The following is a 24047-nucleotide window of genomic DNA, read 5'->3' on the forward strand; positions in this document are numbered from 1 at the left end:
GCTGTCGGGAAACCCCGCAGCGGCTGCGGCGGGCCCAGGCGACGACCGGCGGCGTTGGAGGTCGGCCCGGATACAACACCGGTGTCCGGACCGACCTCCGCCTTGCCGGATCGCCGACTGGACTCCGCCTCGCTCGCCCCGGGGCTTCCCGACAGCCTCTGACGCGTACGCTCGGGTCATGATCGTTCCGCGGGTGGCCATCGGCACGGACGTCCACGCCTTCGAGGCCGGTCGGCCCTGCTGGGTGGCCGGCCTGCACTGGCCCGACCAGGACGGCCTGGCCGGGCACTCAGACGCCGACGTCGCCGCGCACGCCGCCTGCAACGCGCTGCTCTCCGCCGCGGGCCTCGGCGACCTCGGCTCGAACTTCGGCGTCGGGCAGCCCGAGTGGGCCGGCGCCTCCGGGGTGGCACTGCTCACCGAGAGCGCCCGCCGGGTGCGGGCGGCCGGTTACGCGATCGGGAACGTCTCGGTGCAGGTGATCGGAAACCGACCGAAGATCGGACCGCGCCGGGACGAGGCGCAGCGGGTGCTGTCGGAGGCGGTGGGAGCGCCGGTCAGCGTCTCCGCCGCCACCACCGACGGGCTCGGCTTCCCCGGGCGTGGCGAGGGGCTGACCGGCATCGCGGTGGCCCTGGTGTACGAGGCTCCGGCCGCCTAGGCTCGCCGCGATGTCCAGCGACACCTCCGACCGTTCCGCCGCCGACGGCTACCTCCAGCGGGCCCAGCTCCTCGCCGAGCTGGGCCGGTACGACGAGGCCGCCGCCGAGCTGGGCTACGCGGTCGCCCTCGAACCCGCCAACGCCGCGGTGCTGACCGCCCTTTCCCGGGTGCACCTCGCCGCCGGTCGGCCCGCCGACGCGCGTACCGTCGCCGACGGCGCTGTCGCCGCCGCCCCCGACTGGGTACCGGCCCTGGTCGCCCGTGCGATGGCACTCGCCGACCTGGAGGAGTACGCGGAGGCGGCCCGGACCGCCGACCGGATCCTGGCGCTCGGCCCGGACGACGCGTACGCCCAGCGCAGCGCGGCCGCGATCCTGGCCGGCTCCCGCAACGGCCAGCCGGCGTTGAACGCGGCATGGCGGGGGGTGGAGCTGGCCCCGGAGGAGCCGGCCGCCCACCTCGTCCTCGGCCTGGTCGCGGCGAACATGGAGATGTACGACCTGGCCGAGCGGGCGTACGCCGAGGCGCTGCGGCTCGACCCGCAGCTCGCCGAGGCGCGGCACGACATCGGCGTGCTGCGGCTGGAGCAGCGCCGCTGGAGCGAGGCTCTGGAGCACCTCGCCGAGGCGGCCGCGATGAGCCCGGGCCGGATCGACTCGGGCCGCACGATCTCCGTCGGCCTGCGCCAGCTCGTCGTCTTCGGCGCCGGCTGGTCGATGATCGCCGCCGTGATGCTGGCCTGCCTCGCGGTGGGCAGCGACGGGACGTCGCGTGTCGCGGCGGTGTTCGCGGCGCTCGGCGGGGCGCTGCTGGTCTGGCGGTACGCCGCGAAGCTGCCCGGCCTGGCCCGGACCATCCTGCCCGGTCTGCTGCGCTCCGACCGCACCCTGGCCCTGGCCGTGTACGCGGCCGCCGCCGCGCCGGTGCTGATCCTGCTCTACGCGCTGGTGGGCACCCCGTGGCCGCTGGTCCTGGCGATCGCCGTGGCCACCGTCGCCGAACTCACCGTGCTCGCCCGCCCCGTCACCAGGTGAACGGGGCGGGCTCCGGCCACAATCAGAGCGCCAACTACCGCTGACGCGCCCAGGTCCAGGCGTACGCGTCGTCCTCGCAGGACGTGGCGGCGGCGCACAGGTCCAGCGGGCGGAACGTGTCGACCATGACGGCCAGCTCGTCGAAGAAGTCGACCCCGATCGAGCGTTCGGCGGCGCCGGGCTGCGGCCCGTGGGTGAAACCGGACGGGTGCAGCGAGATCGAGCCCTGTTCGATGCCGGAGCCGCGCCGCGCCTCGTAGTTGCCGCCCGTGTAGAAGAGCATCTCGTCGGAGTCGACGTTGTGGTGGTTGTAGGGCACCGGGATCGCGTCGGGGTGGTAGTCGACCTTGCGCGGCACGAACGAGCAGATCACGAAGTTGGGGCCCTGGAAGGTCTGGTGCACCGGCGGCGGCTGGTGGATCCGGCCGGTGATCGGCTCGAAGTCGTGGATCGAGAACGCCCACGGGTACATGTGCCCGTCCCAGCCGACCACGTCGAACGGGTGGTTGGCGTAGACGTACCGGGTCCATCCCCGACGGTGGCGGACCAGTACCTCGACGTCGGTGCCGTCGACCAGCAGCGGCGCGTCCGGTCCGCGGACGTCCCGCTCGCAGTACGGCGAGTGCTCCAGGAACTGGCCGCGTACGGACAGGTAGCGCTTCGGTGGGCCGATGTGGCCGGCGGCCTCGACGGTGAGCAGCCGGACCGGCTCCGAGCCGGTCGGGACGAGCCGGTGGATGGTCGAGGTCGGAATGATCACGTAGTCGCCGGCGACGGCGTCGAGCACGCCGAACGTCGACTCGACGCGCAGGGTGCCGGACTCGACGTACAGGCAGTGGTCGCCGGTGGCGTCGCGGAACAGCGGGGACGGCCGGTCGGCCAGCACGTACGCGATCCGCACGTCGTCGTTGGCGAGCAGGTACTGCCGCCCGAGCACCGGGTCGGCGCCGGCGGCGTCGAGCTTGTGGGTGCGCAGGTGGCGGGGCTTCAGCGGGAGGTTCGGCGTCCGGGTGAACGCGGGCGGGGCGAACTCCTCGGCGGCGACGATGGCCGTGGGCGCGTACCGGTGGTAGAGCAGGGACGAGTCGGAGGAGAAGCCCTCCTGGCCCATCAGCTCCTCCGCGTAGAGGCTCCCGTCGGGCTGACGGAACTGGGTGTGGCGCTTGCGCGGCACGTCGCCGACGCGGCGGTAGTACGGCATCTCGCCTCCCGGGGCCCGGTGCGCGTCCGATTATCGGACGCGGTTGTCCGATTCCTGTAGCGTCCCGTACATTGTTGTGTCGTGTCAACGCAGCTGCCCCGGCTCCTCGCCGGCCTCGTCGACGACGCCGCGGTGTTCCCGCCCGGCAGCGCGCCGCTGCCCGAGGCTGTCACCGCGCACCGGCGCCACCGCACCTCCTGGTACGCCGACCTGGTCGGCCCGTTGCTGGTGCCCGCCTCCGCGGTGACCGGCCGCGAGCTGCACCCGCTGGTCGACCCGGCGGAGGGCCTGGTCGTCGGGCTGATCGGTGACACCGGGCTGGACGGCCTGTCCGCCGCCCTGGCGGCGCTGCCGGCCGGCGTCACCGCCCGCCAGGTCGAGGTCGCCGTGGCCAAGCGCGGCGAGGACCCGTTGCCCGGCCTGGCGGAACTGCTGAAGCTGGCCGACCGGTCCGACGTCACCGCCGTGTACGCCGAGATGCCGCTGACGTTCGGGCTGATGGGTGCCCTGGATGCGCTCGTCGACGCCCGTGCCGCCGGAGCGCCGGTGGCGGCGAAGTTCCGCACCGGCGGCCTCGCCGCCGAGCTGTTCCCGACGCCCGCCGAGCTGGCCGCGGTGATCTGCGCGTGCCGGGATCGGGAACTGCCGTTCAAGCTCACCGCCGGCCTGCACCACGCGGTGCGGCACCTGGAGCCGGAGACCGGCTTCACCCACCACGGCTTCGCCAACGTGCTGGCCGCCACGCTCGCGGCCGCCGGTGGTGCCGACGTGGGGCGGGTCGCCGAGCTGCTCACCGCCACCGACCCCCGGCCGCTGCTCCAGCCGATCGAAGCCGGCCTGGACGCGGCGCGTCCGCTCTGGGTCGGGTACGGCTCGTGCAGCATTCTGGAACCACTGACCGATCTGATCCGGCTGGGGCTGGTGAACGGGGGCGTGCAGGTATGACCTGGGTGACGGGTGCCGAGGGTTCGCCGTACGGGGTGCACAACCTGCCGTACGGGGTGTTCCGCACGGCCGACCGCGAGCCGCGGGTGGGCGTACGCGTCGGGGACCTCGTGCTGGACCTCGGCGGCGCGGAGGCGGCCGGTCTGGTGCTCGCCGCCGGAGCGCTGGGCCGCCCCCGCCTCAACGAGTTCCTGGCGCTCGGCCGTCCCCAGTGGACCGCGGTCCGGCAGCGGATCACCGAACTGCTGACCGACTCCGCCCACCGGGCGGCGGTCGAGCCGCTGCTCGTCCCGCTGGCCGAGGTCGAGCTGCTGCTGCCCTTCGAGGTGGCCGACTACGTCGACTTCTACTCCTCCGAGCACCACGCCGCGAACGTCGGTCAGATCTTCCGGCCCGGCCAGCCGCCGCTGCTGCCGAACTGGAAGCACCTGCCGATCGGGTACCACGGCCGGGCCGGCACGGTCGTCGTCTCCGGCACGCCGGTGGTGCGGCCGCAGGGACAGCGGGCCACCCCGCAGGGCCCGGTCACCGGTCCCTCGGTCCGCCTCGACATCGAGGCGGAGGTCGGCTTCGTGGTCGGCGTGCCGAGCCCGCTGGGCCGCCCGGTCGCCGCCGGCGACTTCGCCGAGCACGTCTTCGGCGTGGTGCTGGTCAACGACTGGTCCGCCCGGGACATCCAGGCCTGGGAGTACCAGCCGCTCGGCCCGTTCCTCGGCAAGTCCTTCGCCACGTCGGTCTCGGCCTGGGTGACCCCGCTGGAGGCGCTCGGCGCGGCGTTCGTCCCGGCGCCGGACCAGGACCCGCCGGTGGCCGACTACCTGCGCGACGAGCCGCACCTCGGCCTGGACCTGAGCCTCACCGTCGAGTGGAACGGCGAGCGGGTCAGCCAGCCGCCGTTCGCCACGATGTACTGGACTCCGGCCCAGCAACTGGCCCACCTCACCGTCAACGGGGCGTCGCTGCGCACCGGCGACCTGTACGCCTCCGGCACGGTCTCCGGGCCCGAGCGGCACCAGGTCGGCTCGTTCCTGGAGCTGACGTGGGGCGGGACGGAGCCGGTGAAGGTGGGCGGCGGGGAGACCCGGACCTTCCTGGAGGACGGGGACACGGTCACCATCACCGCCACCGCGCCCGGCCCGGACGGCACGACCCTCGCGCTCGGCGAGGTGACCGGGACCATCTTCCCGGCCCGCTGACCCGGCCCGCCGGCACCCACTCTCCCGGCCGCTGACCCGGCCCGCCGGACCATCCTCCCGGCCCGTCGGGGCGGGCCGTCCGCCGGACCCGGATCCGACGCCCGGTCGCCCGCCGGAGCCGACCGTCGTCCGCCCGCTCCTCCTGACGTACGGCCCGTCCGTCCGGTCCCGCCGATGGGACGCGTCGTCGCACAGATCGTCCGATGGGCGGGCGTACCTCCCGCGTTTGATCGACCGGATTCCGTCGCTGTGCCGCGCCGGGCCGGGCCCGATCTCCCCCGTCGGTCCCGGCCCGGCTGTCGGCTGGCGTCCGACGACAGGAGGGTGAGGATGAACGATCTCGCGGGCGCGGTCTGGCGTACCAGCAGCCGCTCCAACGACCAGGGGCTCTGCGTGGAGGTGGCCGACAACCTCGTCGACGCGCTCGGCGTGGTGGCCGTACGCGACTCGAAGGACAAGTCCGGTCCCACGCTGGCGGTGAGCCCGCCGGGGTGGACGGCGTTCGTGCGGGCGATCCAGGCGGGACAGTTCCGCTCCTGACCGTCCACAGCCGCGCACCGCGAGGGGCCTCCCGGGACGGAAATTCCACCCGAGGGGCCCCGTTCCGCGCTCACCCGGCGTACCGTCGACGCCACGGGAGGTGGCATGTCGACGGTGTCGGTGACCCGGTCCATCGAGGCGCACGCCGCGGACGTCTGGCGTCTGCTCACCGACCTGACCGTCCGCACCCGTGCCACCCGAGGCGTCGAGGTGCTGACCCCGGGCGGATTCGGCCCCGGCACCACCTGGCGGGAGGTCCGGGCGCAGCCCGACGGGTCCACCCTGATCGAGGAGTTCGTCGTGGTGGCCATGGATCCGCCGCGACGGCTGGTGCTCAGCTCGCCCGGTGCGGGGGTGGACTACCGGGTCACCTGGACGCTGCGCCCGGTCCGCCGGCGCGGGCGTGGCTGCACGCAGGTCACGGTCACGCAGGAGGCGGTCCCCACCGCGCCGTACGGGCGGGTCGTGGCACTCCTCCTCGGCGGGCTGGCCGCCCGGGCGGTCGAGGGCGCCCTGCGACGGGACCTCGCCGACCTCGCCTCCGCCACCCACGCCACGACCGAGGCCGCCTAGGACCTGTGTCACAGTCCCTGGCCGGCCCGCGGCGGGCCCAGGTCGACCGAGGACGTCGACACGGGCCGCGCGCCCGGCAACCTCAGCGTGGCCGGGGGAGCCGTGCTGGGTAGGGTGCCGGGCGGAGGTGCGCATGGGGTTCCCGAAGGGCCGGCGACGGGTCGTCCTCGTGGCGGCGGTCCTGCTGGTCGCGGTCGCGGTCGCCGCCACGGTCTGGCGGGTGCTCGCCCCGGCCGAGGTCAGCACACCGGCGCGGGCCGCGTACCCGGACGCCCCGAACCCGGACCCGCGGGTGGTCGCCCGGCTGCCGGTGGCCCCGCTGGTCGTCGACGGCCGGCTCCGGGTGTACGCGGCGCAGCGCCAGGTCTACGCCGACCGGCCGGTCGACCACCGCTACCGGACCACGCCGTACTGGTCGTACCGCCGCTGGCCCGCCGAGTTGGCCGGGGTGGTCGCGAGCGGGACCACGGTGGTGAGCCGCTGGTCGGACGGCCTGCTCGTGGCCCTGGACGCGCGGACCGGCCGGGTAGCGTGGCGGGCGGAGGGTTCGGTCCCGGCGCGCATGCCGGCGACGCGGCGGACCGGCTCGGCGAGGGTGTGGAACCCGGAGGGCCTCTTCGTCGCCGTGATAGCAGGCGGCGGGTCGGTGGTGGTGGCCGCCGGGGGTGACGCCTTGACCGCCGTGGACCTGGCCGACGGCCGGCGCCGCTGGGACGCCGGGGTCGGTACCGGCTGCCACGACGCGATCGGCACCACGGCGGGAGGCCGGCTCGTGAGCGTCGACCGATGCGACGGACCGGCGACGGTCGAGTTCCGGGACGTGGCCACCGGCACGGTGGGCACCCGGTGGCGCCCGCCGGGCGTGGGTGACGCGCTGGTCGCCACACCGCTGGGCTGCCGTACGGGCCGGTCCGGGTGCGCCGGCCTGCGGACGGTCGCCGGTTCCGGCGACGACGCGGGTCGGGGCTGGCTGCTCGGCGACGGCGAGCCGACGGCCGCGCCTGCCCTGGACCGCCCGGACAGCGTGCTCGCCGCTGACACCGCGATCGGGATGGCCGGCGAGGCCCTCGTCGGCCGCGATGCGCGGACGGGCGTCGAGCGGTGGCGACGGGACGTGAGCGGGGCGCGGGTGCTCGCCGTCGAACCGGACCGGGTGCACCTGGTGACCGACGCCAACGGCCTGAGGACGTTGGACGCGGCCACCGGGTCGCAGCGGTCGTGGTTCACCCTCACCGCCGGCTCGGACGGGACGTCCTGGGCGCCGGGGGCGGCGTACGCGGTGGACGGCTACGTGGCGGTCGAGCGGCTCCGCGAGCCGGTCGACGCGGAGGCGGACGACCAGCGGTACTTCTTCACGTCGGAACCGGTGCTCCTCGCGGCGACCTGACCAAACCTGCCTTAATATGTCAAAAGGGACATAAAGCTAGCCGGTGTTGCGCTGTACCGAGACGTCCGGGCCGGTCCGCTGGGGGATGGCGGACCGGCCCGGTAACGATCGAGCCGCTGGCGCGGCCCGGAACGGCTCAGCCGAGCGCCGACTCCGCCGCCGCCAGGAAGGCGTCGTTCTCGGCCGGCGTGCCGATGGTGACCCGCACCCCGTCGCCCGGGAACGGCCGGACGATCACGCCGCGCGACTCGCACGCCTTGCCGAAGTCCACGGCTCGGTCACCCAGCGGCAGCCAGACGAAGTTGGCCTGGCTGTCCGGCACGTCCGGGACGAGCTTGCGGAGCGCCTCGGTGACCCGGCCCCGCTCGGCCACCACCAGGGCGCAGCGCCGCTCCACCTCGTCGGCCTGGGCCAGCGCCGCGAGCGCGCCCGCCTGCGCCGCCATGCTGGTGGAGAAGGGCGTGACGACCTTGCGGACCGCCGCCGCCACCGCCGGCTGGGCGACCAGGAACCCGATCCGCAGGCCGGCCAGACCCCAGGCCTTGGAGAGCGTCCGCAGCACCGCCACGTTCGGCCGGTCGGCGTAGGTGAGGCCGTCCGGCACCTCCGGGTCGGTGACGAACTCCCGGTACGCCTCGTCGATGACCACCAGCACGTCGTCCGGCACCGCGTCGAGGAACCGGTCGAGCTCGGCCCTGCGGACGGCCGTACCGGTGGGGTTGTTCGGGTTGCAGACGAGGATCATCCGGGTCCGGTCGGTCACCGCCGCGGCCATCGCCGCCAGGTCGTGCCCGTGCCCGGCGTCGTTGGGGACGCGCACGCTGGTCGCGCCGCTGGTCGCCGCGATGATCGGGTACGCCTCGAACGAGCGCCACGCGTAGAGCAGTTCGTCACCGGGCAGGCAGGTGGCGCGCACCAGGTGCTCGGCCAGCGCCACCGACCCGCAGCCCGTGGCGATCCGGTCCGGGTCCACCCCGTACCGCTCGGCCAGGGCCTGGCGCAGCGCCACGACCCCCATGTCCGGGTAGCGGTGCACCCCGGCGGCGGCTTCCGCGACCGCCTCCACGACGCCGGGCAACGGGCCGTACGGCACCTCGTTGCTGGCCAGCTTGATCGCCTCCGGCAGGCCCAGTTCCCGGGCCAGGTCGGCCGGGCTGCGGCCGGGTACGTAGTTGGGCAGCGCGTCCAGGTCGGGGCGGGTCAGCCGTGGCGCCGGCTGGGGACGTCCGGTCTCGGTCATGGGGTGTCTCCCGGGGGTGTGGTGCGGTCGTTCTTCGGGGCGGGGGTGCGGGGGAGCTGGACCACCACGGTCTGCGCCCGCTTGTCGTGCAGGGCCTGCCGCATCGGGTGGTCGAAGAGCGGGGAGACCGCGTCGACGAGTTGCAGCAGGAAGCCGATGCAGCAGAACCAGAGCAGGGTCGGCAGGCCGAGCGTGTTCCAGCGGCGCAGCGCCCGGCCGAAGCCGAGCGGGGCATCGGCGCTCACCGGCACCACCTTCACGCCCATCACGCGCTTGCCGAAGGTCTGCCCGCGCGAGGCCGTCGACGGCACCTCGTACGCCAACCAGAGCGCCGTGGCGATCAGCAGGATGGCGATCTGCAGGCCGCTGGCCTGGTCGCCCGCCGGCGGCAACGGTTCGGTGGTGCGTTCCTGGCTGACGATCCGGGACCACGCCTCCTCGACGGACGGCGAGATCTCCTGGATGTACCGCCACACGAACCAGCCGTTCACCACCGCGTTGAGCGCGAAGACGACAGCGAAGTCGATCAGGCGGGCGACCAGGCGGGCCCCGTACCCGGCCAGCGGCAGCCCGTGCGGACGCGGCTCCGGCGGCCGCCCCGGCCACGTCGGGTACGGCCAGCCCGGCGGCGGGCCGTACCCCTGGGGTGGGGCGGCGTGCGGCGGCCAGCCACCGGGGTGCGGCGCCGGACCGGTCGGGGACGGTGGGGCCGGAGCGGGACCGGCGGCCGGCGGGTGACCGGCGGCCGGGGAGACCGGCCCCGGCGGGGCCGGTGCGGCGGCGGGTGGCTCGGCCGGCGGCGGACCCTCCGGCGGGGTGGCGTCGACCGGGATGGGCGCACCGATCCAGCCCTCGCCGTCCCAGTACCGCCGGGTCTCCGGGTCGGCGGGGTCGACGTACCAACCGGGTGCGACGCTCACCGTGCCGCCTCGCTGCGCTCGTTCACCCAGCAACCTTAACGACGACGGTGCCGGCGAACTGGTCGTGGAGGCACTGCTGCCAGGGCTTGTCCCACAGCTGCCAGAGCCCGTCGACGTAACTGAGGCCGGGGACCAGGGAGCAGGCGAGGTACTGCACCAGCCAGCGCCGGCGGGCGGTGCGCCGGTCGAGCGTCCGGGCCGGATCGAGCGGGACGACCCGCAGCTTCATCACCTTCTTGCCGAGTGTCTGGCCGTCGTGGCGCAGCAGGTACTCCACGTGGTACAGCCAGTACAGGGCGATCACGAGGACGAACAGCCCGACGTAGGCCAGCAGCATCGGCAGCAGGTAGTCCAGGAAGAAGACGCGCGGGTCCGGCTCGACGGGCGTCCCGTCCGGGTTGGTCCGCGTCATCTCCCGGAACATCCTCAGCCAGAGGACCAGGTACACCGGGAGGAACAGCACCAGCGTGACGGCCGTGGCCAGCGCGGTGTCGATGAGCCAGGCCAACAGCCGGTCGGGGAAGCTCGCGAGGGGCTGCCCGTTCGGGGCGAGCGCCGGAGGCGGCGGCACCGGCCGGAGCGGGCCGGCGTACCCCGGGGGGAGGGTCCAGCCGGGCGGCGGGACGGGCGCCCACTGGGGTGGCACCGGATGGCCCTGGGTGCCGGCGTGCGGCAGTGAGCCGCCGGCGGCGGGCGGGGGCCCACCGGCCGGCGGCATCGGGTACGACGGAGGCTGCGTCACGCGGACAGTGTTACAGGTTGCCGCGCTTCTCCTGCTCCCGCTCGATGGCCTCGAAGAGCGCCTTGAAGTTGCCCTTGCCGAAGCCGAGGGAGCCGTGCCGCTCGATCAGCTCGAAGAACACCGTCGGGCGGTCCTGCACCGGCTTGGTGAAGATCTGGAGCAGGTAGCCGTCCTCGTCCCGGTCGACCAGGATCTTGCGGGCCTTCAGCTCCTCGATCGGCACCCGCACCTCGCCGATGCGCGCGCGCAGCTCCGGGTCGTCGTAGTACGAGTCCGGCGTGTCCAGGAAGTCGACGCCGGCCGCGCGCATCGCGTCGACGCTGGCCAGGATGTCGTTGGTGGCCACGGCGATGTGCTGCGCGCCGGGGCCCTGGTAGAACTCCAGGTACTCGTCGATCTGCGACTTCTTCCGGGCGATCGCCGGCTCGTTGAGCGGGAACTTCACCTTGCGGGTGCCGTTGGCGACGACCTTGCTCATCAGCGCCGAGTAGTCGGTGGCGATGTCGTCACCAACGAACTCCGCCATGTTGGTGAAGCCCATGACGCGCTTGTAGAACTCGACCCACTCGTCCATCCGGCCCAGCTCGACGTTGCCGACGACGTGGTCGACCGCCTGGAAGAAGCGCTTCGGCTGGATGCCGGCGTCGATCATCGGCTGGCGGTCCACGATCGGGCCGCGCGCCACGAAGCCGGGCAGGAACGGGCCGCTGTAGCGGGACCGGTCGACCAGGGTGTGCCGGGTGTCGCCGTACGCGGCGATGGCCGCCATCCGGACGGTGCCGTGCTCGTCGCTGACGTCGTGCGGCTCGACCAGGCCGGTCGCGCCCTGCGCGGTGGCGTGCGCGTACGCGGCGTCGACGTCCGGCACCTCCAGCGCGATGTCGGAGACGCCGTCGCTGTGCTTCGCCACGTGGTCGGCGCCCTCGGCGTCGGGGCGGACCGCGCCGGTCAGCACGAACCGGGCCGAGCCGCTGGTCAGCACGTACTGGGCGTGGTCGCGGTAGCCCTGCTCCGGCCCGCGGTACGCCACGCAGGTCATGCCGAACGCGGTGGAGTAGTAGTGCGCGGCCTGCTTGGCGTTGCCCACCAGGAAGTGCACGTGGTCGAGCCCCTTGACCGGGAACGGGTCGTGGCTGATGTCGTGGTCGACGGCGCCGACCAGCTGGTCGACGTCGACCTCCTCGGTCGACTGGGGTCGGTCGATCGCCTGGGTCATGGTGGCCTCCCTCGCGTACCGGCCGGCCTCGTGGGCCGACGCTTGTGCTCTTCCCGCGAATATCGCCGTGAGCGGGCTCACTGGGCAACTGGCCCGGCTTTGGCTGGTCAGCTTGCACAAGGAGTAGGGTCCTGACCCGTGAACACTGGTCAGGATGTCCAGCTCGACGCGCTCGACTCGCGGCTGATCGAACTGCTCGCCGAGGAGCCCCGGATCGGCGTGCTGGAGTGTTCGCGCCGCCTCGGGGTGGCCCGGGGCACCGTGCAGGCCCGCCTCGACAAGCTGGTCGAGCGGGGAGTGATCGGCGGCTTCGGGCCGGACGTCTCGCCGGCCGCCATCGGGTTCGGGGTGACCAGCTTCGTTACCCTGGAGATCAGCCAGCGGCACGGCCACGACCCGGTCACCGCGCACCTGGCGGCGATCCCGGAGGTGCTGGAGGCGCACACCATCACCGGCTCCGGTGACCTGCTCTGCCGCATCGTGGCCAGGTCGAACGCCGACCTCCAGCGCGTGATCGACCAGATCGTCTCGTACGAGGGCATCCGCCGCGCCTCGACGATCATCGCCCTGGCCGAACAGATCCCGTACCGCGTCCTCCCGCTGGTCCGCTCGGCCGCCCGCCCCCGCTGACCCCGGTCAGGGGGAGGGGGTGGCCGCCAGGGCGTCGCCCAGCGGGGTGCGGCGGTAGAGGACGGTGCGGCCGGTCCGGGTTCGGGTCACCAGGCCGGCCTCGCGGAGCACCGCCAGGTGGTCGCCCACCCCGCCGAGGCTCAGGTCGAGCTGGGCGACGAGTTGGCTCGTCGTCGCGGGTACGGCCAACGCCCGCAGGACCGTCGCCCGGGCCCGGCCGACCAGCCGGTCCAGCGCCTCCTCGGGGCGGCTCGGGTCGGGCGGCCCGAGGAGTTCGGCGACCCCGGAGGCCCGGTAGACGATGGCGAACGGCCAGGGCCGCTCGACGTAATTGATCATCGTGCCGAACACGGTGGGGACGAGCAGCAACCCGTGCCCGGCGAGGCTGTACGTCTCCGGATCGCGGTCGGCCACCTCGATGTACCCGACCGCCCCGCCGGGCACCCACCGCAGCCGGGGGTCCAGGCCCGCGACCGCCGCCCCCCAGCCGTACGCCAGGAGTCGCCCGGCCCGGTGCAGCAGGTCGCGTTCCAGGACGGCCCGCAGGCGCGGCCAGTCCGGCTCGACCAGGGTCGTCCAGGCCGCCTCGATGCCGTCCGCGAGCCGGTCCACGACGTCCGGGGACTCGTAGATCCGGCGGGCGTACGCCGGTGGGGTCCGGTGGCCGGCGAGGTTGCGGGCCAGTTCGTCGCGCGCCTGCGCCGGTGGCGTCGCGCGGACCACCGCCAGTTCGTCGGCGAAGTCCCGCCCGGTGCCGTCCGGCGGCGGCTGGATGAAGTCCGCGTTGTACCCGCCCCGGCGCAGCAGCGCCAGCAGCGCGCCCACCGCCGGCAGTTCCCGGCGCAGCCGTTCGTACGCCGGGCGCACCCGGGCCACCCAGGGAGCCAGGCCGGGAGCGGTGTTCTGCCCGGCGCAGAGCCGGAGCGCGGACATCGCCTCGCCGAGGGGCGAGATCGCGAATCGACTGGCCGCGACGTCGGCGGGGGTCACCTCGATCCGCACCGCCACCTCCCCGTTTCGCTCCAGGACGAAAGGATAGAGGGCGTACCGATGAGCCGGCACCCTGACCGCGTGACCGTGACCGACACCCGTCCCGCCACCTACCGGGACGTCTTCGCCGTCGCCGAGTTCCGGGTGCTCTTCGGCAGCTTCGGCGTGTTCCTGATCGGCGAGACGGTGAAGATGCTCGCCCTGTCCGTGCTGGTCTACGAGCGCACCGGCTCGGGGCTGCTCGCCGCGCTGGCGTACGTGACCGGGTTCCTGCCGCACGCCTTCGGCGGGGTTTTCCTGCTCGCGCTGGCCGACCGGTGGCCGCCGCGCGCGCTGATCGTCGGGTACGACCTGCTCCGGTTCGCCATGGTGGTGGTGCTCGCCCTCGGCGTGCTCTCCCCGGGCGCCATGCTCGGGCTGGTCGCGGTCGTCGGCCTGTTCGGCCCGGTCAGCAGCGCCGCGCGGACCGCGCTGCTGCCGGAGGTGCTGCACGGCGACGCGTACGTCCTCGGGCGGTCCCTGCTCACCGTGGCGGCCGGAGGCACGCAGGTGGCCGGGTTCGCCCTCGGCGGGCTGCTGCTCGGCCTGGTCGGCCCGTACGGCGCGCTCTGGCTGACCGCCGTCACCTGCGGGCTGTCCGCCCTGCTCGTCCGCGTCGGGCTGGCAGCGCGCCCGCCCCGGGCGCGACCGGGCGGCGGTAACGCGGTCCGGGAGACCTGGCGGGTCAACCGGGCGCTGCTCGCCGACCGGCGCGTCCGGGGCCTGCTGCTGGCGCAGTGGCTGCCGGGCTCCGTGCTGGTCGGGGCCGAGGGCGTCGCCGTTCCGTACGCCGCCGGCCTCGGCGTGGAGGCCAGTGCGGGCGTGCTGCTGATGGCCGCCGCGTTCGGGATGCTGGTCGGGGACCTGCTGGTGGGGCGGTTCGTCGCGCCGGCCCGCCGGGAGGCGTGGACGCCGTGGCTCGCGCTGCTGCTCGGCGTACCCATGCTGGCGTTCGTGGCCCGACCGGCGTTGTGGCCGGCGGCGGCGCTCTTCGCGGTGGCCACCGCGGGCTTCGCCTACCAGCTCGGCCTGGCCCGCCGGTTCCTCGACGCGGTGCCCGAGGAGCGGCGCGGGCAGGCGTTCGGGCTGGTCAGCACCGGTCTGATGGCGGTGCAGGGGTTGGCCGCCGCGGCCGGCGGGGCGCTGAGCGAGGTGCTCGCGCCGGGCACGGTGATGGCGCTGGCCGGTGTGGCGTCGCTGGTGGCGACGCTGACCCTGTGGCGGGTCCTGACACCGCCGCGCTGATGTGACGCCGGCCCCTACGGCGTGCCGGGGCGCGCTCGGGTGGGCGGGTGGCTACCGTGATCCGGTGGCGAAGGGGAGCGGCCTCGGCGTACGTGGCTGGCTGCTGCTCGGGCTGATCACCGTCGTCGTCCTCGCGTCGACCGGAGTGTGGAACCCGTTCCCCGGCATCTGGGACTGGGTCGACCGCAGCGAGCCCATCTCCGAGCCGGACGTGGTCTGGCAGCACCGGATCGGCGGGACGCCGCGCAGCGTCACCGTCGCCGGCGACACCGTCGTGGTCGAGCAGCGCACCCGGGTCGAGGCGCGCCGGCTCAGCGACGGCACCCAGCTCTGGGAACGCAAGGCCGACTGGGCGGGGGTGGCCGGCGGCGACCGGGACGCGGTCGTCGTCGTGGGCAAGCTCCTGGTCAAGGGGTACGAGGTGCTCGACCCCACCACCGGCGTCACCCGGCGGCGGAACGACGACGCGGTGGCCGTCTGGACCTGGCGCAACCTGCTGCTCGACGCCCGCTGCTTCGCCCCCACCGACTGCACGCTGAGCGCCTGGGACCCGCGCGGCACCACTCCCCTGTGGACCGCCTTCGTGCCCGGCGTCAACAACGGCCTGCTCGGCGACAACCCGCAACTGCTCGACACCCGGCGGCTCGACGCCGTACGCATCGACAAGGAGGTCGCCGGGCCGGAGCCGGTGCCCCCGTTGCTCGGCTTCCCGATCGACAACCGGGTGCACGTGCTCGACACCGCCACCGGCCGGGTCCTCGCCGACGTCGAGCCGGGCCGCGAGGAGCGGCTGTCGGTGGTCGGCGGCCGGCTGCTGCGGATCACCGCCCGGTCCCAGGACGGCACCTGCCTCTTCAGCATCTCCGGCCGGGACCCGGCCACCGGCCTGGAGGCGTGGCAGCGCACCGGCGTCAACCTGCGGACCGCCGACGCCGTCGGGTGCGCCCAGCGGGAGGATCCGCAGGGCGCGCGCAACGTGCTCATCGGGGTCGCGCCGGACGGCCGGGAGGCGGTCCTCGACGGGTACGACGGCCGGCTGCTGCTGGTCATCGCCCCCGGCGAGAAGATCGTCGCCGTCGACGACCGGTACGCCCTGGTCCGCGCGGCCGACAAGGGCTCGGTCTCCGCCCGGGAACTCGGCACCGACCGGACCCGGTGGAGCCGTCCCACCGGCGCCAAGGCGGGCGCCGCGCTCACCCCGTACGCGGCGGTGCTCGCCCATGACAAGCCGTCCCGGCTGGTGGCGCTCGACCCGCGTACCGGTGCGGAGCTGGCGACCCTGCGGACGGCCGCGAACGCGCTCGCGGTCGGCCCCACCGGCATGATCATCGGCGAGGGCCGGGAGATCGGGTACGTCCGCTTCGGCGGCGCCGCGGTCGCCCCGCCGCCGGGTGGCGGCGACGGGCCGCGCCCCGGTCCCGCCGGGACCGGTGACGTACCGGCACCCGAGGACAGCTGCGGCCCGAAGCGGGAGCTGTGCCCGGAGGACGAGGGCTGACGCGACCCCACGGTGACGGCCGTCCCGGAGGCCGCCGCCCGGCCCGACCGGCGCGCCGATGAGAGCGCCGTCCCAGGACCCACCCGGCGGGTGGGACTGATCGACCCTCCTGCCCTAGGCTTTCCGCTCATGAGCAGTGCCGCCGCCTTCTCGTACGCCCCCCTGCTGCCGACCGGTCCCGACCAGACGGAGTACCGCCTGGTCACCGACGAGGGCGTCGACGTCGTCGACGGGCCCGGAGGCCGCCGGTTCCTCACCGTGGAACCGGCCGCGCTGACCGCGCTGACCGCCGAGGCGATGCACGACATCGCGCACTACCTGCGCCCCGCGCACCTGGCGCAGCTCCGGTCGATCATCGACGACCCGGCCGCCTCGCCGAACGACCGGTTCGTCGCGCTGGACCTGCTGCGCAACGCCAACATCGCCGCCGGCGGCGTACTGCCGATGTGCCAGGACACCGGCACCGCGATCGTCATGGGCAAGCGCGGCCGGCACGTCCTCACCGACGGCGGCGACGCCGAGGCCATCTCGCGCGGCGTGTGGCAGGCGTACACCCGGTTGAACCTGCGGTACTCGCAGCTCGCGCCGCTGACCATGTGGGACGAGCGCAACACCGGCAGCAACCTGCCGGCCCAGGTGGAGATCTACGGGGAGGACCCGGACGGGCACCCGGACGCGTACAAGTTCCTCTTCATGGCCAAGGGCGGCGGCTCGGCCAACAAGTCGTACCTCTACCAGGAGACCAAGGCCCTGCTCAACCCGACGCGGATGATGCAGTTCCTGGAGGAGAAGCTGCGGCTGATCGGCACGGCGGCGTGCCCGCCGTACCACCTGGCCATCGTCATCGGCGGCACCAGCGCCGAGTACGCGTTGAAGACCGCCAAGTACGCCTCCGCGAAGTACCTGGACGCGCTGCCCACCTCCGGCTCGCTGACCGGGCACGGCTTCCGCGACCTGGAGTTGGAGGCGGAGGTGCTGGAACTGACCCGCAACTTCGGCATCGGCGCGCAGTTCGGCGGGCGGTACTTCTGCCACGACGTACGGGTGGTCCGGCTGCCCCGGCACGGGGCGTCCTGCCCGGTGGCGATCGCCGTCTCCTGCTCGGCGGACCGGCAGGCGGTCGCGAAGATCACCCCGTCGGGCGTGTGGCTGGAACGACTCGAAACCGACCCGGCCCGCTACCTGCCCGACGTCACCGACGCGCAGCTGGACACCTCCGAGGTCGTCCGCGTCGACCTCAACCGGCCGATGGACGAGATCCGCGCCGAGCTCTCCAAGTACCCGGTGAAGACCCGCCTGTCGCTGAGCGGCCCCCTGGTCGTCGCCCGGGACATCGCCCACGCGAAGATCGCCGAGCGGCTGGACGCCGGTGAGCAGATGCCGTCGTACCTGCGCGACCACGCCGTCTACTACGCCGGCCCGGCCAAGACCCCCGAGGGGTACGCCTCCGGCTCGTTCGGCCCCACGACCGCCGGCCGGATGGACGCGTACGTGGAGAAGTTCCAGGCGGCCGGTGGCTCGATGGTGATGCTGGCCAAGGGCAACCGCTCCGCCCAGGTCACCCGCTCCTGCGAGCGGTACGGCGGCTTCTACCTCGGCTCGATCGGCGGCCCGGCCGCCCGGCTCGCGCAGGACTGCATCAAGCACGTCGAGGTCCTGGAGTACCCGGAGCTGGGCATGGAGGCGGTCTGGAAGATCGAGGTGGAGGACTTCCCCGCGTTCATCGTCGTGGACGACAAGGGCAACGACTTCTTCGCCGAGGTCACCAAGCCGGTCCTCACCGTCGGCCGCCGCTGAGGTTCCGCCGACGCGTCGGCCGTTCCGGCAGCTGGACGTGCCGGAACGGCACGAGGTGGAGCGGCTGCTCGGCGAGCTGGGCTGAGCCGCTCGGCGCGAACATCTGCACGCCGCAGCCCTGCGCGGCAGGATGGTACGCGTGACGACTCCAGAGGCGACGGGTTACCGGATCGAACGCGATTCGATGGGCGAGGTGGAGGTGCCCTCCGAGGCGCTGTGGCGGGCGCAGACCCAGCGTGCGGTGCGGAACTTCCCGATTTCCGGCCGTGGGATCGAGCCGGCCCAGATCCGGGCACTGGCCCAGATCAAGGGGGCCGCGGCGGAGGTCAACGGCGAGCTGGGCGTGATCGACCCGAACGTGGCCGCCGCGATCGCGGCCGCCGCCGCGCACGTGGCCGACGGCGGGTACGACGACCAGTTCCCGGTCGACGTGTTCCAGACCGGCTCCGGAACGTCGTCCAACATGAACACGAACGAGGTGATCGCCACGCTCGCCAGCCGCGAGCTCGGTCGGGACGTGCACGCGAACGACGACGTCAACGCCTCGCAGTCGAGCAACGACGTCTTCCCGTCGTCGATCCACCTGGCCGCCACCGAGGCGGTCGCGCGGGATCTGCTGCCCGCGCTGTCGCACCTGGCCCAGGCACTGGAGGACAAGGCCGTCGAGTTCGCGACGGTGGTCAAGGCCGGCCGTACCCACCTGATGGACGCCACCCCGGTGACCATGGGGCAGGAGTTCGGCGGGTACGCCGCACAGGTCCGCTACGGCATCGAGCGGCTGGAGTCGGCGCTGCCCCGGCTCGCCGAGCTGCCGCTGGGCGGCACCGCGGTGGGCACCGGCATCAACACCCCGCTCGGCTTCGCCGCGAGGGTGATCGAGAAGCTGCGCGCCTCGACCGGCCTGCCGCTGACGGAGGCGCGCAACCACTTCGAGGCGCAGGGCGCGCGGGACGCCCTCGTGGAGACCTCCGGGCAGCTCCGTACCGTCGCGGTCGGCCTCTACAAGATGGCCAACGACATCCGCTGGATGGGCTCCGGTCCTCGCGCCGGCCTGCGCGAGCTGCGCATACCGGACCTCCAGCCCGGTTCGTCGATCATGCCCGGCAAGGTCAACCCGGTCGTCTGCGAGGCCGTTCGCCAGGTCTGCGCCCAGGTGATCGGCAACGACGCCACCGTCGCCTTCGCCGGCTCCCAGGGCGACTTCGAGCTGAACGTCATGCTCCCGGTCATGGCCCGCAACATCCTCGAGTCGATCAAGCTGCTGGCCGCGTCGAGCCGCCTGTTCGCCGACCGCTGCGTGGTCGGCCTGGTCGCGGACGCCGAGGTCTGCCTGGCGTACGCGGAAGGCTCGCCGTCGATCGTCACCCCGCTCAACCGCCACCTCGGGTACGACGAGGCCGCCTCGATCGCCAAGGAGGCACTGGCCAAGCAGATCTCCATCAAGGAGGTCGTGATCGCCCGGGGCCACGTCGAGTCCGGCAAGCTCACCGAGACGCAGTTGGAGGAGGCGCTCGATTTGCTCCGGATGACCCACCCCTGACAGGTCATCGCCGTTCGGCGGCCTTGCGGGCGCGGTAGGCGGTGACGGCGGCGCGGTTGCCGCAGCCCGCGTCGCAGAACCGGCGGGAGCGGTTCTTCGACAGGTCGACCAGCACGTTGTCGCAGTCGGGGTGGTCGCAGATCCGCAGCCGGCTCAGCTCGCCGCTGCGGACGAGGTCGGCCATCGCCATCGCCGCCTCCACCGCCATCCGGACGGCGAGGGGCGCGTCGCGGGGCACGGCGTGGAGGTGGTACGGCTCGTCGTCGTGCGTGATGAGCTGCGGCAGGGCGTCGTTCTCCCGGAGCAGGCCGTTGACGATCGCGACGATCTCGTCGGTGTCGGCGTGCCAGAGCCGGCGCAGTCGGGGGCGCAGCTCGCGGACCGCCTCCAGCTCCGCGTCGGTGTGCTCGTGCCGCCCGCTGTACGAGTGGGCGACGAAGAACTCGTCCAGGGCGGCCACGTCCGGCAGGCCCTCGCCGTCGCTGCCGCCGGTGTTGACCAGCGCGGCGGCGGCGATGAGCGAGCACTCGGTGTCATGGGCAAAAAGCAACTTGACTCCTGTCAGGGTGCCGGCCTAGCGTCATCGGCGTGGGCATAGTTTGCCCATGACACCCCCGGATCGCCAAGGAGAGTTCCGATGCGCCAACCACCCGTCGGCGGTGCCGGCCTCGCCCTGGCCGTGTTCTCGGCGCTGACGTTCGCCACCTCCGGCACGTTCGCGCGGTCGTTGATCAACGCCGGCTGGTCGGCCGAGGCCCTGGTGATCGCCCGCGTCGGCCTGGCCGCCCTGGTCCTGGCATTGCCGGCGGTGCTGGCGCTGCGTGGTCGCCTGCCGGTGCTCCGCCGCAACCTCGCGTCGATCGGCGTCTTCGGGCTGCTCGCTGTCGCCCTGGCCCAGGTGTGCTTCTTCAACGCCGTGCGCTACCTGCCGGTCGGCGTCGCACTGATGCTGGAGTACCTGGGCATCGTGGCCGTCGTCGGCTGGATGTGGCTGGCCCACGGGCAACGCCCGCGCCGGCTGACCGTCGCCGGCTCGGCCGCGGCCCTGGCCGGGCTCGCCCTCGTGCTCGACCTGACCGGCGCCGGCCGCCTCGACCCGGTGGGCGTGCTCTGGGGGCTCGGCGCGGCGATCGGGCTGGCCGGCTACTTCGTGCTCGCCGGGCGGGTCGACGCGAACCTTCCGTCGGTGGTCATGGCCTCCGGCGGGATGGCCGTCGGGGCGGCCGTGCTGCTGCTGCTCGGCCTGGTCGGCGCGCTGCCGCTGCGGGCGTCGTTCGGTGACGTCGACTTCGCCGGGCAGCGCACCAGCTGGCTCGTGCCGGTGGCCGGGCTCGTGCTGGTGGCGGCGGTGATCGCGTACCTCGCCGGGATCGCCGCGGCCCGCATCCTCGGTGCCCGGCTGGCGTCCTTCGTCGGCCTGACCGAGGTGATGTTCGCGGTGCTGATCGCCTGGCTGGTGCTGGACGAACTGCCGACCCTGGTGCAACTGCTCGGCGGCGCGCTGATCGTCGCCGGGGTGGCCCTGGTACGCCTCGACGAGCCCCGCGAGACCCCCGCGGCGACCGGCGAGCAGGAGCCGGCGCTGGCTGCCGACCGCTGACTCGCACTGTGGCCCGTGTCCGCACCCGGGTCTGCGGCCCGAGGTCGGCCGATCGTGGTGGGCCGCTGACCGTCCGGCCAGTTAATGCTTGTCCCGGGGCAAACAAGTCGCGGTGACCCCTGGCGGAATTCCTGTTGATGGGTTGTGATGGCGAGCACGTCCCTCAACGAGAGGAATTTGTGGTGAGCAGACGCTTCACCGCCGGCGCCGTCGCAACCGTGGCGGCACTGGCAACCGTACTGGTCGGGCCGGCCAGCTCGGTCGGTGCCGCCCCGACGACCTCGACCGAGTACACGGTGGTTGCCGAGAAGGGGACCTCCGCCGCAGTCGCCATCGCGGCGATCGAGAAGGCCGGCGGCACGGTCGTTTCCCGTACCGACAGCGTCGGCATGTTCCAGGTCCGCAGCGACCGCGCCGACTTCGCCAGCCGGGTGGCCGCCGCTGACGCTCTCGTCGGTGCCGCCCGCAAGCAGTCCATCGGTCGGGCGCCGAAGATCGACCGCGTCGAGCAGGAGAACCTCCTCGCCGACGCGAAGAGCAAGGGCACGACTGCCGCCGCCGGCTCCGACGCGGCGGGCATGGATCCGCTCGACGACAAGCTCTGGGGCCTGTCGATGGTCCGCTCCGACCAGGCCCGGCAGGTGGAACCCGGTGACCGTGGCGTCACCGTCGGCGTCCTGGACACCGGCCTCGACGCCAGCAACCCGGACCTGGCGGCCAACTTCGACTGGTCGCTGTCGCGGAACTTCGCCCCCGACCTGACCGATGTCGACGGTCCGTGCGAGGTGGCCAGCTGCCTCGACCCGGTCGGCACCGACGACGGCGGCCACGGCACGCACGTCGCCGGCACGATCGGCGCCGCCGCCAACGGCTTCGGCATCTCCGGTGTCGCCCCGAACGTGACGCTGGTCGAGCTCAAGGGTGGCCAGGACTCCGGCTACTTCTTCCTCGACCCGGTGGTCAACTCCCTGGTGCACGCCGGTGACGTCGGACTCGACGTGGTCAACATGTCCTTCTACGTCGACCCGTGGCTCTACAACTGCACCGCCAACCCGGCCGACTCCCCGGAGGCCCAGGCGGAGCAGCAGGTGATCATCGAGGCGATGAACCGGGCGCTGAACTACGCGCACGACCGGGGCGTCACGCTGGTCGGTGCCCTCGGCAACAACCACGAGGACCTCGGGAAGCCGCGTACCGACTTCTCCAGCCCGGACTACGGCGCTCCGGCGTACCCGCGGCCGATCGACAACTCGACGTGCTGGGACCTGCCGGCCGAGGGCCCGCACGTGATCGGCGTGTCCGCGCTCGGCCCGTCCGGCAAGAAGGCCGACTTCTCCAACTACGGTCTCGAGCAGATCTCGGTCTCGGCTCCGGGCGGCTGGTTCCGCGACGGGTACGGCACCAAGTCGTACCGGACCGACGCCAACATGATCCTCTCGGCGTACCCGCTCAAGGTGCTCCAGGAGGAGGGCTCGGTCGACAAGAACGGCAACGTCGTGGGTGCCGCGAAGAGCTTCGTCTTCAAGGAGTGCACGAAGGCCGGCGCCTGCGGCTACTACACCTACCTCCAGGGCACCTCGATGGCGTCCCCGCACGCCGCCGGCGTGGCGTCGCTGATCGTCAGCAGGTTCGGCGTGACCGATCCGGCCAAGGGCGGTCTGCGGATGGCGCCGGGTCAGGTGGAGAAGCAGCTCTACCAGACCGCCGCGGAGCACGCCTGCCCCGAGCCGCGCCTGCAGAGCTACACGCGCGAGGGCCGGTCGGCCGAGTTCGACGCCCTCTGCGAGGGTGACGAGGAGTTCAACGGCTTCTACGGGCACGGCATCGTCGACGCGTACGCCGCGGTGACCACCCCCATGTGACAGCCGCACCACCGTGAGGGCCCGGTCGACCACCCGGTCGGCCGGGCCCTCGCTGTTTGATCCACTCGGGTTCATGGAAGTCGGGCCGTCGCCGCGTGGTGGATAGCGCGACTTCATGCACGTCGAGTCGATCAAGGACGCCAACCGCGTGTGGTCAGCGCGGCGCGCACCTCGGCGGCGACCTTCGGAAACTCCCGGTGCAGGCGTCGGCTCGTGACGTGCAGGACCAGCCAGCCAGCGGAGATCAATTGGTTGAGGCGGCGGCGGTCGAGGTGCATCCGGTCCGCGTCGTGGTGCCAGTGTCCGTCGTACTCGACCGCGACGCGGTACTCCGGCCAGGCCAGATCCGGATGCAGAACCAGACCGGACGGGGTGCGGACCGGATGCTGGGTGACCGGTCGAGGTAGCCCGGCCAGCACCAGCCGCACCCGCAGATGCGACTCCGGGGGCGACTGGGCGCCGGGGTCGGCGAGGTCGAACACCCACCCGGCCCGCCGGCCGCCCGGACGGCCCGCATGCTGCCCGGCGGCCTCCGCCAGCGCTGGGCGCGTGGCCAGGCCCTGCCGGAGAAGCGCGTCGACGATGCCGACCGCCCGGACGGGATCGAGCCAGACGGCACTTTCCCAGGCGGCCTGGGCCGCGCTGGTCCGAGCGCAGCCGTCACCGGGCGACCGGACGAGATCACCTGAACCGGCGACGTGCAGCCGCATGCCCTTCTGCGCGCCGACGCGGCGAGCGCCGGGGACGAGCACGTGGACATCGTCGGCGAAGGTGGCCGCGTGCTCGACGCCGTGCAGATACGCAGCCGAGGGGCCGGCGAACAGCGCGCCGTCCGGCAGGCGCAGGGCGGCGGCGCGGCACGCCAACGCGTGATCCCGATCCAGCCGCGCGTCGGCGTACACGTCGTGGCGGAGCCGGACCCAGGCCGAGCTCCGGAGCTGGTGCTCGGTGAGCAGGCGTCGACGGACGGCGTCCGAGCCACGGAAGACCTGCCAGGCGAGGGTGGCGGGCCGATGCGGTCGAGGTGGCATGCCGACCAGCGTGCGGGGGTCCGATGGTGCGGGGACAGCCCTGTGGACAACCGGCGGTGCCGTCCTCGGCGTCGCCTGTGGACAACCGTGGTGCGGCCGGTCAGGTGTGGTAAAGGCTAGATCAACTCGTTTTCCTGGAAGTCGGGCTGTCGCAGTGA

The 24047-nt window shown here is 73.5% G+C and carries 22 protein-coding genes; 14 read left to right on the forward strand and 8 right to left on the reverse strand.

Annotated features, from left to right (window positions below):
* Positions 1-178: 178 nt before the first annotated feature.
* Together ispF and HCJ94_RS27835 are read left to right on the forward strand one after the other, a co-directional pair.
* Complete coding sequence (gene ispF, locus HCJ94_RS27830; protein WP_168003986.1) at positions 179-661, forward strand: 2-C-methyl-D-erythritol 2,4-cyclodiphosphate synthase; 483 nt, start codon at positions 179-181, stop codon at positions 659-661.
* Positions 662-671: 10 nt separating this feature from the next.
* Complete coding sequence (locus HCJ94_RS27835) at positions 672-1697, forward strand: tetratricopeptide repeat protein (RefSeq protein ID WP_168003987.1); 1026 nt, start codon at positions 672-674, stop codon at positions 1695-1697.
* Positions 1698-1731: 34 nt separating this feature from the next.
* Here HCJ94_RS27835 and HCJ94_RS27840 read toward each other — a convergent pair whose 3' ends face one another.
* Entirely contained in the window at positions 1732-2898 is a 1167-nt protein-coding gene (locus HCJ94_RS27840; protein WP_168003988.1) for a homogentisate 1,2-dioxygenase, read from the reverse strand.
* Positions 2899-2979: 81 nt separating this feature from the next.
* Between HCJ94_RS27840 and HCJ94_RS27845 the strand changes: the two genes are divergently transcribed.
* The 5 genes from HCJ94_RS27845 to HCJ94_RS27865 all read left to right on the forward strand — a co-directional run bounded on the left by HCJ94_RS27845 (position 2980) and on the right by HCJ94_RS27865 (position 7539).
* A complete protein-coding gene (locus tag HCJ94_RS27845; RefSeq protein WP_168003989.1) occupies positions 2980-3843 on the forward strand; it encodes a hypothetical protein in 864 nt (287 codons plus the stop codon).
* On the forward strand, positions 3840-5039 hold the full coding sequence (gene fahA, locus HCJ94_RS27850) for a fumarylacetoacetase (protein ID WP_168003990.1): 1200 nt from the start codon (positions 3840-3842) through the stop codon (positions 5037-5039). Before HCJ94_RS27845 ends, fahA begins: the two co-directional genes overlap by 4 nt.
* Before the next feature lie 330 nt (positions 5040-5369).
* Entirely contained in the window at positions 5370-5579 is a 210-nt protein-coding gene (locus HCJ94_RS27855) for a DUF397 domain-containing protein (RefSeq protein ID WP_168003991.1), read from the forward strand.
* A gap of 105 nt (positions 5580-5684) precedes the next feature.
* A complete protein-coding gene (locus tag HCJ94_RS27860; protein ID WP_168003992.1) occupies positions 5685-6152 on the forward strand; it encodes an SRPBCC family protein in 468 nt (155 codons plus the stop codon).
* Positions 6153-6285: 133 nt separating this feature from the next.
* Positions 6286-7539, forward strand: coding sequence for an outer membrane protein assembly factor BamB family protein (locus tag HCJ94_RS27865; protein ID WP_168003993.1), 1254 nt, complete (start codon positions 6286-6288; stop codon positions 7537-7539).
* A gap of 136 nt (positions 7540-7675) precedes the next feature.
* Here HCJ94_RS27865 and hisC read toward each other — a convergent pair whose 3' ends face one another.
* From hisC to hppD, 4 genes are read right to left on the reverse strand one after another with little or no spacing between them, the layout of a single operon-like run.
* Entirely contained in the window at positions 7676-8779 is a 1104-nt protein-coding gene (hisC, locus tag HCJ94_RS27870) for a histidinol-phosphate transaminase (protein WP_168003994.1), read from the reverse strand.
* Complete coding sequence (locus tag HCJ94_RS27875) at positions 8776-9699, reverse strand: RDD family protein (RefSeq protein WP_168003995.1); 924 nt, start codon at positions 9697-9699, stop codon at positions 8776-8778. Before HCJ94_RS27875 ends, hisC begins: the two co-directional genes overlap by 4 nt.
* Before the next feature lie 22 nt (positions 9700-9721).
* Positions 9722-10441 (reverse strand): RDD family protein, encoded by a 720-nt coding sequence (locus HCJ94_RS27880; RefSeq protein WP_309227466.1) that lies wholly within the window; start codon positions 10439-10441, stop codon positions 9722-9724.
* A 10-nt stretch (positions 10442-10451) separates the two neighbouring features.
* Entirely contained in the window at positions 10452-11657 is a 1206-nt protein-coding gene (gene hppD, locus HCJ94_RS27885) for a 4-hydroxyphenylpyruvate dioxygenase (protein WP_168003996.1), read from the reverse strand.
* A gap of 138 nt (positions 11658-11795) precedes the next feature.
* Here hppD and HCJ94_RS27890 point away from each other — a divergent pair, with 138 nt between their 5' ends.
* The gene (locus HCJ94_RS27890) at positions 11796-12287 is read left to right on the forward strand and encodes an Lrp/AsnC family transcriptional regulator (RefSeq protein ID WP_168003997.1); all 492 of its coding nucleotides are present in this window, start codon (positions 11796-11798) and stop codon (positions 12285-12287) included.
* A 6-nt stretch (positions 12288-12293) separates the two neighbouring features.
* Here HCJ94_RS27890 and HCJ94_RS27895 read toward each other — a convergent pair whose 3' ends face one another.
* Entirely contained in the window at positions 12294-13289 is a 996-nt protein-coding gene (locus tag HCJ94_RS27895) for an ArsR/SmtB family transcription factor (RefSeq protein ID WP_168003998.1), read from the reverse strand.
* 69 nt (positions 13290-13358) lie between these two features.
* On the opposite strand from HCJ94_RS27895, the gene HCJ94_RS27900 reads away from it, so the two are divergent.
* From HCJ94_RS27900 to HCJ94_RS27915, 4 genes are all read left to right on the forward strand, one after another.
* Entirely contained in the window at positions 13359-14561 is a 1203-nt protein-coding gene (locus tag HCJ94_RS27900; RefSeq protein ID WP_168003999.1) for an MFS transporter, read from the forward strand.
* 64 nt (positions 14562-14625) lie between these two features.
* Positions 14626-16059: an outer membrane protein assembly factor BamB family protein gene (locus HCJ94_RS27905; RefSeq protein WP_168004000.1), complete on the forward strand. Its 1434-nt coding sequence runs from the start codon at positions 14626-14628 to the stop codon at positions 16057-16059.
* Between the two features lie 129 nt (positions 16060-16188).
* Positions 16189-17856: a fumarate hydratase gene (locus HCJ94_RS27910; RefSeq protein ID WP_168004001.1), complete on the forward strand. Its 1668-nt coding sequence runs from the start codon at positions 16189-16191 to the stop codon at positions 17854-17856.
* 130 nt (positions 17857-17986) lie between these two features.
* Complete coding sequence (locus HCJ94_RS27915) at positions 17987-19396, forward strand: class II fumarate hydratase (RefSeq protein WP_205802036.1); 1410 nt, start codon at positions 17987-17989, stop codon at positions 19394-19396.
* A gap of 4 nt (positions 19397-19400) precedes the next feature.
* Here HCJ94_RS27915 and HCJ94_RS27920 read toward each other — a convergent pair whose 3' ends face one another.
* Complete coding sequence (locus HCJ94_RS27920) at positions 19401-19946, reverse strand: CGNR zinc finger domain-containing protein (protein ID WP_168004003.1); 546 nt, start codon at positions 19944-19946, stop codon at positions 19401-19403.
* Between the two features lie 87 nt (positions 19947-20033).
* Between HCJ94_RS27920 and HCJ94_RS27925 the strand changes: the two genes are divergently transcribed.
* Positions 20034-20996 (forward strand): EamA family transporter, encoded by a 963-nt coding sequence (locus HCJ94_RS27925; RefSeq protein ID WP_168004004.1) that lies wholly within the window; start codon positions 20034-20036, stop codon positions 20994-20996.
* 182 nt (positions 20997-21178) lie between these two features.
* On the forward strand, positions 21179-22858 hold the full coding sequence (locus tag HCJ94_RS27930) for a S8 family serine peptidase (RefSeq protein WP_168004005.1): 1680 nt from the start codon (positions 21179-21181) through the stop codon (positions 22856-22858).
* Between the two features lie 131 nt (positions 22859-22989).
* On the opposite strand, the gene HCJ94_RS27935 is transcribed toward HCJ94_RS27930, so the two are convergent.
* The gene (locus tag HCJ94_RS27935; protein ID WP_168004006.1) at positions 22990-23889 is read right to left on the reverse strand and encodes an endonuclease domain-containing protein; all 900 of its coding nucleotides are present in this window, start codon (positions 23887-23889) and stop codon (positions 22990-22992) included.
* Between the last annotated feature and the right edge of the window lie 158 nt (positions 23890-24047).

The organism is Micromonospora thermarum (assembly GCF_012034245.1).
Classification (GTDB): Bacteria; Actinomycetota; Actinomycetes; order Mycobacteriales; family Micromonosporaceae; genus Micromonospora; species Micromonospora thermarum.